The organism is Paraburkholderia sp. BL17N1 (assembly GCF_003634175.1).
Classification (GTDB): domain Bacteria; phylum Pseudomonadota; class Gammaproteobacteria; order Burkholderiales; family Burkholderiaceae; genus Paraburkholderia.
In genome coordinates this window covers 4,112,009-4,129,132 of the sequence record NZ_RBIW01000001.1, presented here as the reverse complement: position 1 = coordinate 4,129,132, position 17,124 = coordinate 4,112,009, and the positions used below count along the sequence as shown (strand labels likewise).

General features: G+C 63.7%; 17 protein-coding genes, 1 pseudogene and 1 riboswitch. Of the genes and pseudogenes, 11 read left to right on the top strand and 7 right to left on the bottom strand.

The annotated features are described in order from the left end of the window. Positions 1-10: 10 nt before the first annotated feature. From benC to B0G82_RS18585, 3 genes are all read left to right on the top strand, one after another. Entirely contained in the window at positions 11-1,033 is a 1,023-nt protein-coding gene (benC, locus tag B0G82_RS18600) for a benzoate 1,2-dioxygenase electron transfer component BenC (protein ID WP_121308387.1), read from the top strand. Beyond that, positions 1,030-1,806: a benzoate diol dehydrogenase BenD gene (gene benD, locus B0G82_RS18595; protein ID WP_121308386.1), complete on the top strand. Its 777-nt coding sequence runs from the start codon at positions 1,030-1,032 to the stop codon at positions 1,804-1,806. Before benC ends, benD begins: the two co-directional genes overlap by 4 nt. 718 nt (positions 1,807-2,524) lie before the next feature. Then, positions 2,525-2,779 carry a hypothetical protein gene (locus tag B0G82_RS18585; protein WP_121308385.1) on the top strand — a complete coding sequence of 85 codons (255 nt, stop codon included), beginning with the start codon at positions 2,525-2,527 and terminating at the stop codon, positions 2,777-2,779. Positions 2,780-2,978: 199 nt separating this feature from the next. Here the strand turns inward: B0G82_RS18585 and B0G82_RS18580 are convergent, their stop codons facing one another. Together B0G82_RS18580 and B0G82_RS18570 are read right to left on the bottom strand one after the other, a co-directional pair. Next, a complete protein-coding gene (locus B0G82_RS18580; protein WP_116142287.1) occupies positions 2,979-3,263 on the bottom strand; it encodes a hypothetical protein in 285 nt (94 codons plus the stop codon). A 916-nt stretch (positions 3,264-4,179) separates the two neighbouring features. Beyond that, positions 4,180-4,488, bottom strand: coding sequence for a hypothetical protein (locus B0G82_RS18570; RefSeq protein ID WP_241974621.1), 309 nt, complete (start codon positions 4,486-4,488; stop codon positions 4,180-4,182). Positions 4,489-4,848: 360 nt separating this feature from the next. Here B0G82_RS18570 and B0G82_RS18565 point away from each other — a divergent pair, with 360 nt between their 5' ends. The 3 genes and pseudogenes from B0G82_RS18565 to B0G82_RS18555 all read left to right on the top strand — a co-directional run. After that, positions 4,849-5,043 (top strand): hypothetical protein, encoded by a 195-nt coding sequence (locus B0G82_RS18565; RefSeq protein ID WP_241974619.1) that lies wholly within the window; start codon positions 4,849-4,851, stop codon positions 5,041-5,043. Between the two features lie 154 nt (positions 5,044-5,197). Continuing rightward, positions 5,198-5,842: a hypothetical protein gene (locus B0G82_RS18560; protein WP_116142282.1), complete on the top strand. Its 645-nt coding sequence runs from the start codon at positions 5,198-5,200 to the stop codon at positions 5,840-5,842. 101 nt (positions 5,843-5,943) lie between these two features. After that, positions 5,944-6,171, top strand: a pseudogene (locus tag B0G82_RS18555) (LysR family transcriptional regulator); the annotation flags it as partial. A gap of 11 nt (positions 6,172-6,182) precedes the next feature. Here B0G82_RS18555 and crcB read toward each other — a convergent pair. Both crcB and B0G82_RS18545 read right to left on the bottom strand, forming a co-directional pair. Continuing rightward, the gene (crcB, locus tag B0G82_RS18550; RefSeq protein WP_116116634.1) at positions 6,183-6,563 is read right to left on the bottom strand and encodes a fluoride efflux transporter CrcB; all 381 of its coding nucleotides are present in this window, start codon (positions 6,561-6,563) and stop codon (positions 6,183-6,185) included. Between the two features lie 78 nt (positions 6,564-6,641). Further along, positions 6,642-6,703, bottom strand: a riboswitch (Fluoride riboswitch). Positions 6,704-6,882: 179 nt separating this feature from the next. Then, positions 6,883-8,070, bottom strand: coding sequence for an ammonium transporter (locus B0G82_RS18545; RefSeq protein WP_121308384.1), 1,188 nt, complete (start codon positions 8,068-8,070; stop codon positions 6,883-6,885). Positions 8,071-8,472: 402 nt separating this feature from the next. Between B0G82_RS18545 and B0G82_RS18540 the strand changes: the two genes are divergently transcribed. Next, complete coding sequence (locus B0G82_RS18540; RefSeq protein WP_121308383.1) at positions 8,473-10,221, top strand: sensor histidine kinase; 1,749 nt, start codon at positions 8,473-8,475, stop codon at positions 10,219-10,221. Positions 10,222-10,224: 3 nt separating this feature from the next. Here B0G82_RS18540 and B0G82_RS18535 read toward each other — a convergent pair whose 3' ends face one another. Both B0G82_RS18535 and B0G82_RS18530 read right to left on the bottom strand, forming a co-directional pair. Next, positions 10,225-10,548: a hypothetical protein gene (locus B0G82_RS18535; protein ID WP_116142273.1), complete on the bottom strand. Its 324-nt coding sequence runs from the start codon at positions 10,546-10,548 to the stop codon at positions 10,225-10,227. A gap of 142 nt (positions 10,549-10,690) precedes the next feature. Continuing rightward, a complete protein-coding gene (locus B0G82_RS18530; protein WP_106284545.1) occupies positions 10,691-11,272 on the bottom strand; it encodes a DJ-1/PfpI family protein in 582 nt (193 codons plus the stop codon). Between the two features lie 302 nt (positions 11,273-11,574). On the opposite strand from B0G82_RS18530, the gene B0G82_RS18525 reads away from it, so the two are divergent. From B0G82_RS18525 to B0G82_RS18510, 4 genes are all read left to right on the top strand, one after another. Further along, positions 11,575-12,048 carry a hypothetical protein gene (locus B0G82_RS18525; RefSeq protein WP_121308382.1) on the top strand — a complete coding sequence of 158 codons (474 nt, stop codon included), beginning with the start codon at positions 11,575-11,577 and terminating at the stop codon, positions 12,046-12,048. Positions 12,049-12,135: 87 nt separating this feature from the next. Continuing rightward, positions 12,136-12,591, top strand: a complete 456-nt coding sequence (locus tag B0G82_RS18520; protein ID WP_116116642.1) for an Rrf2 family transcriptional regulator — start codon at positions 12,136-12,138, stop codon at positions 12,589-12,591. 144 nt (positions 12,592-12,735) lie between these two features. Then, a complete protein-coding gene (locus B0G82_RS18515; protein ID WP_121308381.1) occupies positions 12,736-13,383 on the top strand; it encodes an NAD(P)H-binding protein in 648 nt (215 codons plus the stop codon). A gap of 184 nt (positions 13,384-13,567) precedes the next feature. Next, positions 13,568-16,201, top strand: a complete 2,634-nt coding sequence (locus B0G82_RS18510) for a mechanosensitive ion channel family protein (protein WP_121308380.1) — start codon at positions 13,568-13,570, stop codon at positions 16,199-16,201. A 198-nt stretch (positions 16,202-16,399) separates the two neighbouring features. On the opposite strand, the gene B0G82_RS18505 is transcribed toward B0G82_RS18510, so the two are convergent. After that, positions 16,400-17,068, bottom strand: a complete 669-nt coding sequence (locus B0G82_RS18505) for a cysteine dioxygenase family protein (protein WP_199730108.1) — start codon at positions 17,066-17,068, stop codon at positions 16,400-16,402. Between the last annotated feature and the right edge of the window lie 56 nt (positions 17,069-17,124).

Sequence of the window (17,124 nt, the reverse complement as noted above, 5' to 3'; positions counted from 1 at the left end):
AGGAGGCAAGATGTCCAGCTACAACATTGCACTGAATTTTGAAGACGGCGTGACCCGCTTCGTGACATGCAAGGCGGGCGAGAAGGTGCTCGACGCCGCCTTTCGCGCAAAAATCAATCTGCCGATGGATTGCTCCGACGGCGTGTGCGGCACCTGCAAGTGCCGCGCGGAGAGTGGAAGCTACGACCTGGGCGACGACTACATTGAAGACGCGCTGAGCGAGGATGAAAAGGAAGGTGGTCTCGTACTCACCTGCCAGATGGTGCCGCAAAGCGATTGCGTCATTGCGGTGCCGGCATCATCCACCGCATGCAAGACTGAGCAGAGCAAGTTCGCCGCGACCGTATCCAAGGTCGAAGCGCACAACGATGCGGCCATCGTGCTTGAACTGGATGTGGATGCAACCGCCCCGGTGTTTCTGCCGGGCCAGTATGTCAACATCGACGTGCCTGGCAGCGGTCAGCACCGTTCATATTCTTTTTCGTCGGCACCGGGCGAATCGAAAATCAGTTTTCTGATCAAGAAAATTTCCGGTGGCGTGATGAGCACGTGGCTCGAATCCGCGCAGGCAGGCAACAAAGTGGAGCTGACCGGGCCGCTGGGCAGCTTCTATCTGCGCGCTGTCGAGAGACCCTTGCTGTTCCTCGCCGGCGGCACGGGCCTGGCACCGTTCCTTTCGATGCTTGAAGTGCTGGTTCGCGCGAATTCGCAGCAGAAAGTCCATCTGATTTACGGCGTAACGCGAGACCTCGACCTCGTGCAGGTCGATGCAATCGAAACCTACGTGGCGAAGTTGCCGAACTTCACCTACAGCACGGTCGTCGCCGACACGGAGTCGACCCATCCTCGCAAAGGTTGGGTGACGCAGCATATGCCGGCGGAGGCCGTCAATGACGGCGACGTGGACGTGTACCTGTGCGGACCCCCGCCGATGGTCGACGCAGTGCGCAAGCATTTCGACGACAACGGTGTGAAGCCCAACAGCTTCCACTACGAGAAGTTCACGCCTAACGCCGCCCCGAGGACCGCATGAACACGCAACGATTCGCCGGCAAGGTCGTGGTGGTCACCGGCGCCGCGCAGGGCATCGGTCGCGCGGTGGCGCTTCGCGCAGCAGCCGAAGGCGGCAAGGTGCTGTTCGTGGATCGCGCCGGGTTCGTGGCGGAAATCGCCGCCGAAGCGCATGGCGCGGAAACAGCCGGGTTTGTCGCCGATCTCGAGGCGTACGAAGGCGCCGCGTCGGCGATGGCCTTCGCCGCGCGCGCGTTCGGCGGCATCGACATTCTGATTAACGGCGTGGGGGGCGCGATTCGCATGCGGCCCTTCGCCGAGTTCGAGCCTGCGCAGATCGATGCGGAAATCCGCCGCTCGCTTATGCCGACGCTGTACGCATGCCATGCAGTCTTGCCGTACCTGCTCAAGCGCGGAGGCGGGACCATCGTGAACGTGTCGTCGAACGCCACGCGCGGGATTCGCCGCGTGCCGTATTCGGCGGCTAAGGGTGGCGTCAACGCGATCACGCAGTCGCTGGCGATGGAATACGCGGAGCACAACATCCGCGTAGTCGCTACTGCGCCGGGCGGGACCGATGCGCCGCCGCGACGTGTCCCGCGCAATGCTGTCGGCGACAGCGAGCAGGAAAAAATCTGGATGGGCGAAGCGGTGAAGCAGGTCACTGAATCGACTTTCCTGAAGCGCTACGGCAGCATCGACGAACAGGCCGCGCCGATCCTGTTCCTCGCCTCAGACGAGGCGGGTTATATCACCGGCACGGTGTTGCCAGTAGCGGGCGGCGACACGGGTTGATTCGTCACGCTTACCGGTCAACGGGCTCGCGCAATCAGCAGGGCTGGCGGCGGCACGCACCTCGCGTTGTTCGCGGGTGCATCGTTTAGCGTGCCTCGTGAGACGAAGCCTCCTCGGGGCTCTCGTAAATATACGTAGCGACACTGTGCCGCTGCAGCGCGTCCCTCAGTTCCATGCGAAAGAAGCTGCTGGTCGTGTAACGCATCACGTCCGAGCAATATCGGGCGACCAGACCGTTCACCATTTCAGAATAGGCATCGACGACTTCGGGCGCTATCGTCGGCGGCCGAGTCGAGGCACAGCTGTTCCAGTGCCACGGCGATTTCGCTCAGTCGTAAGAGTACACGTGTCGCGCGGTCTCTTTTCGAACCTTGTGGGAGTCGGCCGCGGGATGCGCGAGGACATCGCGTTACCTTTCCGCAGCGCGCTGTTCAGCACAGAACAGGTGCCTCGCAGTTCACTTCCGTGCATCCGACAAACGCAATCCCCCTCCAACCAGGCGGCCCGTAAATGCGCGCCGGGCAAAAGCTCGACTATCGGGCGTTTGCTCAGTCCGGCATGCAACTTGCGTATCAAATGCGCAGCGTCATCAGGAAAACCTCGGTCTTCGTCGCTGACTCGGCGGGTGGATGCAAACGTCCCGGCTAGGTTCGTTTTCTTCGGGAGAGCCAGTTCAACAGCGTCCGCTTTTAGCTGCCAGAAATCGCAGGAGGGCTTCATGCTTCGGTCCACGCCAGTCGTCGCCAGCAAAACCGTCGGCGATGAGGAGATTCACGCTGAGTTCCTCAGCGATACAGGACGACTGCGAATCATCGGCGGCGTGACAGTGCGAGCAGAATGGTTTCCGCCGCATTCCTGGTTCGCCATTGCGTCGGTTGCGGGATACAGCCGATGGGGTACGCGGCCGGATGAGGCGGACTTGCTGCGGCTCATCGAAAACTTCATGCGCTTGCCAGTGCAATTGGCGAAATGAAGAGGCGACGAGCGCCATCGGCTATTACGTCTTCCGGCTGGCCCTAAGTAACGTTTTTCTGGCGTGGCCGCGATGCGAATGTCGATATGCAAAACCGGCCGCGGGCAGCGGCATTCCCACCTGAGGCAGCGCGTCATTGCGAACATTTTGCCGGGCGCGCAGACGATGAACCGTCTCGCGCCGGCAAGCTTTCAGGCATTCATTGCACTGTTTTATCCGGCACAGTGTTGTAGTTGGGAGTCATGCCGGGCATGTCCTGATGCGCCGTGTCCGCGCTCTTGCTCAGGTCGCCAGGAACCCGGTTCCAGGGGCTCGAGACGGGCTCGCTGTGGTACGTCATGCCTGCGGTCGCGGCACCGTGAGCACCGCCGCCGCCAGACCCGCCATTGCCATTCCCGCCAGCCTGCGCAAGCGTCGCGGCGCACGCGCAAAGCGACACGACAGCGACACGCGCGAACAGAAGTTTCGCCGCCAACTTTTCCATGGTGTTTCTCCTTTGATGCAGACGCGTGCGTCAGCCGCGCCAAAGTCTCGTATGCCGCTAAAAGCTGACCGGTTGCGCAGCGGCGATTCGCAAGCAGCTTCCCCCCGCATCAGGGCAGACATTGGCTGCGTCCCGATGCGAGGCATGCAGGTGAGTCGTGGCCCAGCACCGAAAATGACAGCGCTACGCCGAATTCGAACGCCTGAGGTCGATTGCCTGTCCTGTTACTTCGGCATCGGCAGACGGCGCAACAGCGCGATAGCGACGAACATAGTCCCGTATTTCATGGTGTATACCTCCAGAGGCGCCACGCGTCATCGCGCGGATCTGATTGCATATACGAGGAATACTCGCGACTGGATTCGAAAAAGGGTGTGCGCCTGTTCACACTGCGTTGCTGCGTGCCAATTGTCCTGGGCGGTTACCGCGCCGCAGCGCGACCGTCATGCTCGCGCGAGTCGAGTCGAATCGTTGGCGGGACAACGCGATGTATTGTCATATTCGGTTGCTATACAGGATGGGCAATCCACGAAGGAGGTTGATTTGGACGTTCGAAAGTCAGCGTTACACGTCGAGAGCATAACGAAGCATCCATTTGAGAGCTGCTTCGTCGACCTGGGTGGGCACTCCGCAGAACGAGCCCTCACTGTGCTTACCGCGGCGGTGCATGCCGCTCAACGTGAAATGAATGCCTTTGATTGGATTACTCACGCACTTCCCGGTGCCACTCTCAAACCGGCCCTGGCATTCGGCACGGTTGGCGAGTTGTACCGGTCATACACGAGACCCGCTGAACTGGGGCGCTTGAAAGGCGTACTGCGCTCCTGATAGCTGATTGGGATCGGCGTCGCGGTAGCTCACACGTAAACGAGCAGCGCAAGGCTGCGGCGTTCGCGCTTGCTTTACGGCTGGCGGTTCAATACGCACTTGCGACACGCTTCACATAAGCGTCGACTTGCATGTCGATTAACGGCGTCGCCGTCACTGCGACCGCCACGTCATCCGACTCGGGCAGCAACCCGACAAATGCTGCGATGCCGGCGCCGCAGACCACCACGACAGAGATGGCAGCGGCGGCGACAAGTGAAGACGCACGCAGCGGAATGGCATTAACGAAACCCTGCAAGACGCACATGATGGCAACCTCCGTTGAGGCAGCCATATTTGCAACGATCGTGCCGACGGAGAGGTCGTTTCCGCAGAGCCATTCGAGTCGGGGCTGCAAGCCTTGTTGATGCCGATTTAGCCGGGCGAAGGCGTGATCCGATGTTGGGTTTAGGCGAACATTTCAGCTTGTCCGCCGCCGTCGAGGCCAACACTTACGCGAACCGCATGCCCTGGACAGGGCGGCAATCGTCAGTTCAGAGGTGATGTACGTTAGAACTCAGTCGCGTCGTCTGGCCGCCGTTGTCGGCAGCGTTGGAAAGTCTTGCGCTAAACTCTTCGAACAATCGACCACGGTGACTAATCGACCACGGTGACTCATGGGGCATGTTTCATGGACCGTACTGAATTCCTCCAGGCCACTCGACAGCTAGCAGCAGCCGCCGAGATTCTAGCCAGGGCGGGTCCTAAGGATTCGCGATTGGATGCGTCGCAAATGCTCGAATTCTTTCGCCGGTACGACCGTCCCGGTCCCGAGGCGAGTGCCGTCGTAACATCTGACGACGATCTGTTCGTTCGCACAGGCAAAGCGGCGCTGACGATGGCAGGGCGCAATGAGTTCGCCGCGTCGCAAGCTCTCCTCGAGCAGGCGAGGTCTCTTTTAACCCTGACATGAAATCAGCGACTGCGAGCCAGATTCGGTAAGCTGCTTCGAGTGCCACCTCATGCGGCGGCACTGTGAACGGTCTCGTGACCCTGCCGCAGGCATAGGGAATTTCGCTCGCGAGCGACCGCACTTTTAACAAGGCAACGACATTCGAGGAGGGCCGGTGCATTTAAAGCGATTTCTGCCAATGCTGCTGTCAATGGCGGCTTTGGGTCCAACCGGAGCATGGGCAAGCGATATTCAATGTGCAACCACGCGACAACCGGCTGAACGCGTCATATGCGACCACGCCATCCTGAACAACGAATACGACGATATCTCCGCGCAACAACAGGCTCTGTTGAGCAGCGGCAAGCTTTCGCGCGAACAGGTCGCTCAGTGGCGGCAATCGCGCAACGCATGCAGCGACGTTCATTGCATTGATACGGTATTCGCCAGGTGGAAGGCGCTGGCCAGATCGGCCGAAGCGAGTTCTAACGCCGCACAGGCTCCGGCCATGGCTTCATCCACTGAAAGTGCTCCTGTTGGTCCGATTGGGGATACCGTTCCTGCGGTCGCATCTCAGGCGTCCCCGACGTCGGAGGCCTCTCTCGTGCGCCAGGGAAGTGCCGCCGGTGTGGCGCTCCCGAAGCCGGTTGAAACGCCGAGCTCTTCGCCTGCTGCCGCTTCCGCTGCTTCCAGTCCGGATGAAAGGCGCGGCACGACGGGCATGAGCGCCGGTCTGATAGTGGCCTTGCTTGTCGCGCTTGGATTCGCTGTGCTCTTCAGGCGCCGGGCGAAGAGTGGTGGAAAATCGAGGGTTCGCTAAAGAGCTCAAGGCGCAAGCTCGCAGACGGTCTCAACCGTCGGCAAGGAGCGCTTCCACTCAAATTTTGATGGACCGAAACCGGCGTCGCTATGAGCGTCGATTTGTCGCCAGCCCACTCGCAGTACGGTGCCAATAGCGGCCGGGTCTTCGGATTCGGCCGTGCGCGCGTCGCTGACCGGTTGAACATCGCGCAACCCGCGCTGAGTCAGGCGCTCACGCGCAGGGAAAAGGCGCTGGGCGTCAAGCTGTTCAATCGGACGCGGCGTGGCGCGGACCTGCACGCCGCCGGACTGGCGAGCGTCGAAGACGTGCGGATGAGCGAATCGAGAAGAGTGCGACTTCAGCGAGACAGCAGCGACACCGTCGCAACGCCAAGCATGGTCATCAGAAGCGACGCGGCCACGTGAATCACGATCTCGCCCGCCGCCCAGCCGAGCCGGCCGTCTTGCAGGCGCTGCACCACTTCCGCTGAAAAAGTCGAGAAAGTCGACAGACCGCCCATCAAGCCGGTGATGACGAAGAGCCGCCATTCGGGCGCGATCTGCGGCGCCCGCGCGAAGCCTGCGACCGCGAGGCCGATCACATATCCGGCAATGACGTTGGCGGCGAAAGTGCCGAGCGGCAAGTCGCTGAAGACGCCGTTCAGGCGAATGCCCAGAAACCAGCGGAATAACGAACCGAGCGCGCCGCCGATGCCGACAGCGAGTATGGACCAATACATGAGAGGAGGCCTGGCAAAACCGGAGTGTCGACAAACCGGGCAGAGCGAGGAGCACGACGCCGACTCCGCGTTCATCCGGACGAAGCAGGCATCATCAGCCACGAGGGCGGTTAAGGGAGAATGCCATCTCCAGCGCGGAAGTCTAACAGCGGCGCGCGCAAGCGGGGACAGGTCGGAGCGCTCGCAACGGATTGCTGGCGAGTGACCCGATGGAATGCCGCTGATTCGGCGCCGGCGCGATCCGTGCGCCGGAGCTGAAAAGCCACCGGCGCGACGCGTACGCGAGACGAAAGCGCCGACCGGCGCTCCCGGTCGCATTTCACTCCGAGGTCGCGGAAATCTTATGGATCGACAGATCGGCGCCGTTGTATTCGTCTTCCTGATCGAGCCTTAGCCCCACCGTCAACCGGATCGCGCCGTACACGAGCGTGCCGCCGAGCGTCGCGACCACGATTCCGCCGAGCGTGCCCACCAGTTGCGCGCCGAACGAAACGCCGCCCAGGCCGCCGAGCGCGCGCAGGCCGAAAATGCCTGCGGCGATGCCGCCCCACGCGCCGCACAAGCCGTGCAACGGCCACACCCCGAGCACGTCGTCGATGCGCCAGCGGTTCTGCACGCAGGTAAACATATAAACGAACAGCACCCCGGCGATGCCGCCTGTCACCAGCGCGCCGAGCGGATGCATCACGTCGGAGCCCGCACAGACCGCCACCAGTCCGGCGAGCGGCCCGTTGTACGTGAAGCCGGGGTCGTTGCGGCCCGCGAGCCACGCGGTAAGCGTGCCGCCGACCATCGCCATCAGCGAATTGACGGCGACGAGGCCGCTGATCTTGTCGATGGTCTGCGCGCTCATCACGTTAAAGCCGAACCAGCCGACCGCCAGCACCCAGGCGCCGAGTGCGAGGAACGGAATATTCGAAGGCGGATGCGCGGCGATCCCACCGTCGCGGTGATAGCGGCCGTGACGGGCGCCGAGCAGCAGCACGGCCGGCAACGCGACCCAGCCGCCGAACGCATGCACGACGACCGAGCCGGCGAAGTCGTGGAACGGCACCCCGAACACGTGGGCAAGCCAGTCCTGGACGCCGAAGCGGTTGTTCCACGCTATTCCTTCGAAGAACGGATAGATGAAGCCGACCAGCACGAACGTCGCGAACAGTTGCGGGTTGAACTTCGAACGTTCGGCGATGCCGCCGGACACGATCGCCGGAATCGCGGCGGCGAAGGTCAGCAGAAAGAAGAAGCGCACCAGTGCATAGCCGTTGTGCGCGGCCAGCGACTCGGCGCTGCCGAAGAACTGCACGCCGTACGCGATGGTGTAGCCGATAAAGAAATACGCGATCGTCGAGACCGAAAAGTCCACCAGAATCTTGACCAACGCGTTGACCTGATTCTTTTTGCGCACCGTCCCAAGCTCGAGAAACGCGAACCCCGCGTGCATGGCGAGCACCATCGCGGCACCGAGCAAAAGAAAGAGGGTGTCGGTGCCGGTTTTCAGACTTTCCATCGATATGTCCCGCGTATGCCAAAAAAGCGGGCAGTGAATGCAAGAAGTGGGCCAAATTTGTGCGCGAGCCGCGTCGGGAAGGTGCAAATCGGCACCGGTGAAGGGATTACGCGTGCATTCTGAGCAACACGCACACCGTCGCGGTCGCACCTCGACTCACACAAAACGCACAATTTATGTGCATATGCTCTCCGCCGCGAAAGATGCGAACCAAATCGGGGCGAATTATTCGATTTGATTTACGTTTAGTTCAGAACGGTGACGTTTTGCGTACGACTGTGGTGCACGCTGGCGGCGCAAACCTGGCCGATGGCGGGCGCGCTTTGTTTTCCTGCACAACGCCGACATAATGTCCCGTCCCCGAGCATGATCTGTCGGGCTACCGACCCCGAATGCGCACGCATGAGACTGACCACTAAAGGCCTGTTGCTGATCGCGATTCCGGCCCTCTTCGAGTTGTCGCTATTGTCCGGACTGGTCAAGGCGCAAGCGGATGCGACACAGGCGGAGCGCTGGGCTATCCATAGCCAGGACGTGCTGCGCCAGACCACCGCGATTCTCGAGCCGGTACTGGGCGAGTCGGTTGCGCTGCGCGGAGCGGTGCTTGCCAACGACGCCCGCTTTTCCACGCCCGTGTCGGTGTGGATGGACGTCGACCGGCGTATCGATCAATTGGCCGAACTGGTCGCCGACAATCCGGCGCAAGTCGAGCGCGTGGTTCAGGTGCGCCAGTCGGTGCAGGCTTACCGGCAATGGTCGGATCGCATCCAGGACCTGCTGCATTCGGGCCGGCGGCGCGACGTGCTCGCGCGCTTCCGCGACCTTGCGCCGTCCGATGTGCTCGACCGCTTTCGTCAGCAAATCGCGGCGTTCCAGACGGAAGAGCGGCGTCTCGACACATTGCGTTCGAATGCCGCCGACGCCGCCCGCGAGTGGCAGCAGACCCTGGTGGTCGCGGCCGTGTTGGGCTCCCTGCTGTTCGTCGCGCTGGCCGTCTGGTTGTTCACGCGCGGCGTGCGCGGCCGGCTTGCGGTCCTCGCCGACAACGCCGGGCGCCTCGCGGGCAATGAACCGCTGGCGCCGATCGGCCCCGGCCGCGACGAGATCGCGCGCCTCGATCTGACCTTGCACGAGACCAGCCGGCGCCTGCTCGAAGCCGAGCGCATAGAGGCGCGCTTCCGGGCCGATCTTGCGCGCCGCACTGGCGAACTGGCGCGGATCAACGAGACCTTGCGTCAGCAGACCCAGGAAAACGAAATGTTCATCTACAGCGTGTCGCACGACCTGCGTGCGCCGCTGGTGAATCTGCAAGGCTTCTCGAAGGAGCTGATTCGTTCGTGCGACGAACTGCGCGTCGCGGTGCGCGAGTCGTCGCTCGCGGCCGAGACGCGGCAGCGCATCGAACGGGTGGTCGACGAGGACATCGGCGAAGCGTTGCACTATCTGCAGACGGCGGTGCTGCGCGCTTCGCACATCATCGACGCGTTGTTGCGGCTGTCGCGCGTCGGCCGGGTCGAGTATCGGCAGCAGAAGGTCGAGGTGCGCGATATCGTGCCGCGCGTCATCGACGCGATGCAAGCCTCGATCCGCGCGCGCCGCGCTCCGGTCAGCGTGGGCGAACTGCCCGCCGTGTGGGGCGATCCCACTGCGCTGGAACAGGTGTTCGCGAATCTGATCGGCAACGCGGTGAATTATCTCGACCCTTCGCGGGAAGGCCGGATCGAGATCGGTACGACGCCCGCGCCGCCGGGTGTGCACTCGCTGCGGATCTTTTACGTGCGGGACAACGGCCTGGGGATTCCGGCGGTCGCCTTGCCGCGGCTATTCAACGCGTTTCAGCGCTTGCATGGCAATGTGGCGGCGGGCGAGGGCATCGGCCTCGCGCTCGTGCGCCGCGTGGTGGAGCGGCACGGCGGACGTGTGTGGGCGGAGTCGAAAGAAGGCGTGGGCACGACGTTCTATCTGTCGCTGCCTGAAGCCGAGGCGCGGATCGCGCAGCAGGCGGTCGGCACGTCGGCGCCACCGGTGGTGACGAGTGCTCAAGCTATTCGCGAGGCCCGTCCGGGCATGGAAGATCGCGATCGAAGGAGTGGAAGTGATGGCGGCGCCGCACACGCGGCGGACGCGCGGCCCGGCATCAGTACGCCGTAGCCGTTACGCGGTAAAGAGACGGCGTGGCTTGAGCATTTTTCTACCGCGAATCGACCAGTAGCAGCCGCACGCTATCAGGATCGTAACGCCTGTCAGGGCTTCCAGCGGCGCCGGATGCAGACCCGGCAACCCGTCCAGGGCGAAGAGGCCGCGCGCGGCGAGCAACAGCGCAGCCCATACCGAACACGCGGCCTGAACCAGCATGCGCGTGCCCGCCAGACGGCGCGCGCGGTTTTCGCGCGACCAGTTGGCCGGCGTGCGTCCGTAAAAAAACGCAATTGCCATCAACACGACGGCGAGAATGACGATCCAGTCGGTCAGTTCCATTGAAAAAGCTCTCCCAAGTCAGCCGGCGACTATAGAAAAGCCTTGCGTTACGAACTATCGGACGAGTCTCAATTACGGGAAGTTTTGGCGTGCGCGCGTTGCCGCAAGGACAACGCGCGCGCCGATGGATCAGGCAGACAGATCAGAGTTCGATGCGCGTGCCGAGCAGCACGAGGAATTGGCGCAGCCATTCGGGATGCGCGGGCCACGCCGGTGCGGTGACGAAATTGGCGTCGGTGATCGCGGCGTCGACGGGAATGTCGGCGTATTCACCGCCCGCCAGCTTTACTTCGGGCGCGCAGGCCGGGTAGGCGGAAATGCGTTTGCCGCGGATCACGTCGGCGGCGGCCAGCAGTTGCGCGGCGTGGCAAACGGCCGCGATCGGCTTGCCGGCTTCAGCGAATTGCCGCACGAGCTCGATCACCTTGTGATTGAGCCGCAGATACTCGGGCGCGCGGCCGCCGGCGATCGCGAGCGCGTCGTATTGGCGCGGGTCGGCATCGTCGAAGGTGGCGTTGAGTGTGAATTGATGGCCGGGCTTTTCAGTGTAGGTCTGATCGCCTTCGAAATCGTGAATCGCGGTCTTGATCCGGTCGCCCGCCTTCTTGTTCGGGCAGACCGCGTCGACTACATGGCCGACTGCCTGCAGCGCCTGGAACGGCACCATCGTTTCGTAATCCTCGGCGAAGTCGCCGGTTAGAAACAGAATCTTCTTTGCCGCCATCGTATGCCTCCAATTGATCAACGGAACACAGCGAACGAGCTGTGACGCTCACTCGTCGACGCACATAAGCTCAGGCAGTCTACTCCACTACGTTTGACAGAACCGCGACGGATCATGCGATGGACGCGACCGGACGCGTGCGTCCGGGCCGCGGAACTCCGCGCCGGCGGAAGGCCTGGCGCGCGGCGCTGCTTCGAGCGAACCGCCTTGCAGGCGCTCGTTAAGGCGCGCGTGCAGCGCAACGGCGTATCATTGGCGCGTTTTCGCATGCGGAAGCCGCTCGACGCGGCTCACACACAATCATGATTTTATCCATCCGTTCAACCTTGCTGCGCCGTGCCGCGTTCGTTGCCGTCGTGTTCGGCGGCCTCGCTGCCTGTCAGAAGGACGACGCGTCCGCCGGCCAGGTTGCCGGCAAGCTCAACGACGCGGCCCAGGTCGCCGGCCAGAAGCTCGATCAGGCGGCCAGCTACGTCGGCCAGCAGGTCGACGCGACCAAGTCCGCCGCGCAGCAGAACCTCGACTCGGCCTCGGCGCCCACGATCAAGATCGACCCCAACGCGTTGGCTTCGACGGCGCAAGCGAACCTGCAAAGCGCGGCGAGCGCCACCAATGCGCAACTCGGCAAGGCGGCCTCGCTGACCGGGCAGGGGCTCGAATCGGCGGGGCGCAAGCTCCAGGAATGGTCGGCGCAAAGCTCGGCGTCGTCGACGAATGCGGCGGCTTCGTCGTCATCGGGCGATTCGGGCGATGCGCAAAAGCAGATGGACAAGTGACATGCCGGCTGGATCGCCATATCGTTTGACAGTCGGATTAAATGTAATTACTATGGTTACACATTGTCGTCGCCGGGCGGGTTTGTTGTGAACACGAGTAGCCGGTTTGCATTCGCGGTGCATGTGCTCGCGCTGCTGTCGTTGCAGGAGGGCGCGCCGTTGTCGTCGGACATGATCGCGGGGAGCGTGAATACGAATCCCGCGCTGATCAGGCGGCTTCTGAGCATGCTGGCGGAAGCGGGCCTCACCACCTCGCAGCTCGGCGCGGGCGGCGGCGCGCTGCTGGCCCGGGCGCCTGAGCAGATCACGCTGCTCGAGGTGTATCGTGCGGTAGACGACGCGCAATTGTTCGCGTTGCATCGCGAGGAGCCGAATCCGGCGTGCATGGTCGGGCGCAACATCCAGGGCGTACTGCGCGGCATTATCGACGAAGCGCAGCAAGCCATGGAAGCCTCGCTCGGCGCGCGCACGCTGGCCGACGCCACAGCCGACGTGGTGCGTGCCGAAAAGCAGCGCGAACGCAAGAAGCGCTCGCACGGGTGACGTAGCAAAAAAGCAGTACGGAAGGGCGCGTGGCGGTCAATCGCAACATGCGCCTCTCAACGAACGGGGGCTCAAGCCCCTCTTTTTTCCGCGTTATATGTAATCGATACAGTTACATATATGCTAACGATAGGAGCAGTGAAAATGAGCAAACAGTTGAAGATCGCATTGTTCGGCGCCACCGGCATGATTGGTTCGCGGATCGCCGCCGAAGCGGCCCGCCGCGGACATCAGGTGACGGCCCTGGCGCGCAATCCGGCGCGCGTGCCGACCAACGTGGCAAATCTGAAAGCAGCGCAAGCGGATCTGCTCGATGCCGCGAGCGTCGGCGCGGCGGTGCGCGGCCACGACGTGGTGGCGAGCGCCTATGCGCCGCCGCAAGACGATCTCGCGGCGCTCGGCAAAGCGACTCGCGCGCTTATCGAAGGCGTGCGCGCGGCGGGCCTGAAGCGCCTCGTCGTGGTGGGCGGCGCGGGTTCGCTCGAAGTGGCGCCGGGCAAGCAACTGGTCGATTCGGAAGGCTTTCCTGACGCCTACAAGGCCATCGCGCTCGAGCATCGGAAGGTGCTCGACGACTACCGCAGCGCGACCGACCTCGACTGGACCTTCTTTGCTCCAGCCGCGATCATCGCGCCGGGCGAGCGCACCGGCAAATTCCGTACGGGCGCAAACGCGTTGCTGGCCGACGCCGAGGGCAATAGCCGCATTTCCGCGGAAGACTACGCCGTTGCTTTCGTCGATGAACTGGAGCAGGGCCGTTTCATCCGTCAGGTCGCAACGGTCGCTTATTGAGCCGGAAACGAGGCTGAACGGGCCGTGCGCGGGAACTGCCGACGTCAACGCGACGTCAGGACTCGCGCGCGGTCCTCACAACGCTTGAGCCCGCGCAAGCGTCCTAACATTCGGTTACGCAAGTTCGGTCGCTCCCGATAAAAGTGCGGATACACTGGCGTCTCCCGTTTTCTTACGGATTGCCATGCAGTCATGCCCGTCGCGGCGTGAGTTCGAGGCTGCGCCGTCCAACGGCGGGCAGCCGGCGACCCACGCCGCCTTTCATTTTTCTTCTGACCGTAGCGCATGGGAGGCCCGCCGTGGCGCCCGCCCGCCACTCGCCGCACGGTTCAGCGCATGGGCGGCCGCAGTTTTTGTCGCGCTGATCCTGAGTGCCGTCGGCTGGTTGCCCGCGAACGCGTTTGCCGCGGGCGCGGCCACCGGCACGCCCGTCATCCCGGCCTTGCAGAGCCTGATCAACAGCGCGACGGTCTCGGCGACCCCCGCGTCCTCCGCTTCAGGCGCATCGGCCGCGGAGGAGGCGTCCGCGCCGTCGCCGGCCAGCCAGGCGGAATTGGCGCGCTCGCTCGACAGCGTAATCTCCACGCTCGACAACGACCGCCAGCGCACCGCGCTCGTCGCCCAGCTCAAAAAATTGCGCGACGTCTCGCAAAACGTCGCGCCGCCCGCGCCTGCGCAGCCGAGCGCCGGCCTGCTCGGCGCGATCGCGTCGGGCATCGCGTCGTTCGAATCGGACGTGCATCAAGGCCGTACGCCGGTCCGCTATTGGGGCGGCCGCTTCAACGCGGCGGGCAATGAGCTCTACACGATCGTCTCCGGGCAGGGGCACGAGAGCTTCGGCCGGATTCTGTTTTCGATGGCGGCGATGCTGGCCGGCTGGGGCGCCTGCGCCGGCGCGCTGATCTATGTGCAGCATCGCCTGTACCGGCGCTTCGGCATTGTCATGGGATTGCAGCCGAATCCCACCACGCGCGAACTGCTGATCTTCGCGCTGCGCCGCGTCGGCCCCTGGATCATCGCCTTCGTGGCCGCGCTGCTGTTCGTGCGCGCCATGCCCGACGCGCTCGGCCGTACGCTCGGCATGGTGGTCGCGTATGCGATTGTCGCGGGCGCGGTGTTTTCGGCGATCTGTCTGATCATGTTTTCGCTGTTCGGCTCGGGGCACCGGCGGATCGCCGTGCGCCTGCTGATCGATCATGCGCGGCGCGTGCTGTTCGTGGTCGGCGTGTGCGGCGCGCTAGGCGACGCCGCCGTCAATTACGACGTCGCGCATCAACTCGGCTCGAACCTCGCCGCCTTGATTTCGACGGCGGCCAACATGACGGCCGCTGTGCTGACCGGCTATTTCGCGCTCGCGTTTCGCCGGCCGGTCGCGCATCTGATCCGCAACCGGCCTTACGAGCAGCGCACCAATCACAAGGCCGCGACCGACGCCTTCGAGGTGCTCGCCGCGCTCTGGCACGTGCCCGTGCTGGTGCTGGCCACCGCTTCAGTGGTCGCGACGCTCGGCGGGTCGGGCTCCAGCGAGAACGTGCTGCAGATTTCGGTGGTAACCGCGGCCCTGCTGGTGCTGGCGTTTTTCCTGTCGGCCATCGTGCTGCGTCTGACGCGCCCGCGCAGTGCGCGCGCGCGTCGCCGCTCGCCCTATCTGACACGCTTGCTGCGCTTCTTCGGCACGCTGCTGACGCTCTTCATCTGGCTGTTCTTCTTCGAGCTCGCCGCGCGTTTGTGGGGCGTGTCGCTCGCCGCGGTGGTGGAGGAAAACGTTGCCGCGCGCGGGATCGCGCATGCGGTGACGGCGATCGTCGCCACCGTGTTCATTGCCTGGCTGTTGTGGATTCTGGTCGACACGGCGATCACGGAAGCGCTCAATCCCGCCGGGCCGCGCAACAAGGCGCGTGCGCCGAGCATGCGCGCCCGCACGATGCTGCCGCTGGTGCGCAACGTGCTGCTGGTCTCGATCATGACGATCGCCGGCATCGTGACGGCGGCGAATCTCGGCATCAATGTCACGCCGCTGCTGGCGGGCGCCGGCGTGATCGGCCTCGCGATCGGCTTCGGCGCACAGTCGCTCGTGACCGACCTGATCACGGGGCTGTTCATCATCATCGAGGATACGATTTCGGTGGGCGACTGGATCGACGTGGACGGCGGCCATGCGGGCACGGTCGAGCACCTGTCGATCCGTACCGTGCGGTTGCGGGACGGTCAGGGCGCCATTCACGCGATCCCGTTCTCGCAGATCAAGATCGTCAAGAACCTCTCGCGCGACTTCGCGTATGCCGTGTTCGAAGTGCGCATGTCGTTCACCACCGACGTCGATCAGATCACGCAGCTGATTCGCGAAGTCGGCGCGGATCTGATGGCCGACTTCCGCTACCGGCGCGAGATGCTGGGGCCGATCGAGGTGTGGGGGCTGGACCGATTCGATCCGAACTGGATGGTCGTGAAAGGGCAGATCAAGACGCGGCCGTTGCAGCAGTGGAGCGTGGCGCGCGCCTTCAATCTGCGTCTGAAGCGCAAGATGGACGAAGCGGGCATCGAGATTCCGGTGCCGCAGATGCGTGTGTACACGTCGTCGAAAGATAGCGAAGGGCAGCCTTTGCAGGACGACGAAGTGTCGGGATTCACGCCGCATTCGCATGAGCATGAGCATGCGCAGGCTGGCGCGGCGTCGGCGGCGCGGGCGGTGCATGCGCCGCTCGCTGTGGCGCGCGATGTGTCGCACGAACCGCGGCCGGCGCCGCCGCCGACCGGGCAAACCGCGCCGATTCCGCCACAGATTCCGACGGCAGGCGAGGCGGGTGGGAAGAGTTGATAGCTGCCGGGAGCGGGAAGTTGGTCTTTCGTGCCCGCGTCGTGTCCATGCGAGCGTACCGAGGTCACACGCTACTTCTGGATGTCCGGATTGCGACGAGGCCGCGCGGTTCACGCTGGACGTGAGTTTCAGCGGGCACGGCGCGCGTGCCCGTTTTGCGTGTCACAAGGGTCGGGGGCGTCCGTGCCGCGTGTCGTTTCAGGCTAGCGCCGACACATCCGCCGTACGCACGATGTCATTGACGTGTGTCGCGATCTGCGCGCCCGCGACGCCGTAAATATGCAGCGAAACGGCCGGCGCTTCGCTGCGATTACCCAGCTGATGAATCCCGCCACGCCCACCGCGCACGAACGAGACCGCGCCCGCCTTGCGCGCTTGTGTGCGCGTGGCGCTCGCGCAATGCTGCGCGCCGTTCCATTCGAATACTGTTTCGCTAAGCGTGCCGTCCACCACGGCGTAGCCGCACCACGTGTGGTGCGCATGCACCGGGCTCGCCTGTTGCGGCAGCCACACCAGCGCGGCGATCGCGTAACGGCCGTGTGGATCGGCAGCCAGCAGATGACGCCGGTATTTCTCGACCGCGCCTTCGCGTTGTGCCGCCGTGAGCAATTCCGGGTTTGCCGCCGCCTCGGCGAGCGCCACGCGCATGCCGCGCGCGAAAAAGGTCGAATCTGAAGGTTCGGGCAAATGAACACAGGCGTCGAATATCGCGTCCAGGGTGTCGCAGAGGCGCGTGAGCGGCGCGTTGCGCACGGCGCGCAACAACATGTCCACCTGGTCGCACGAGGCCGCCTGAGCCGCGTTGGCGGGTAGCACGCGTTGGGCTGGGAGGCATTCGAGGGATGCGAAGCGGAGGTCTTGACTCATGATGATCAGGCAGCGGCTGGGCTGCTCATCGGTTGTTTTCGGATAGGGATATTTAT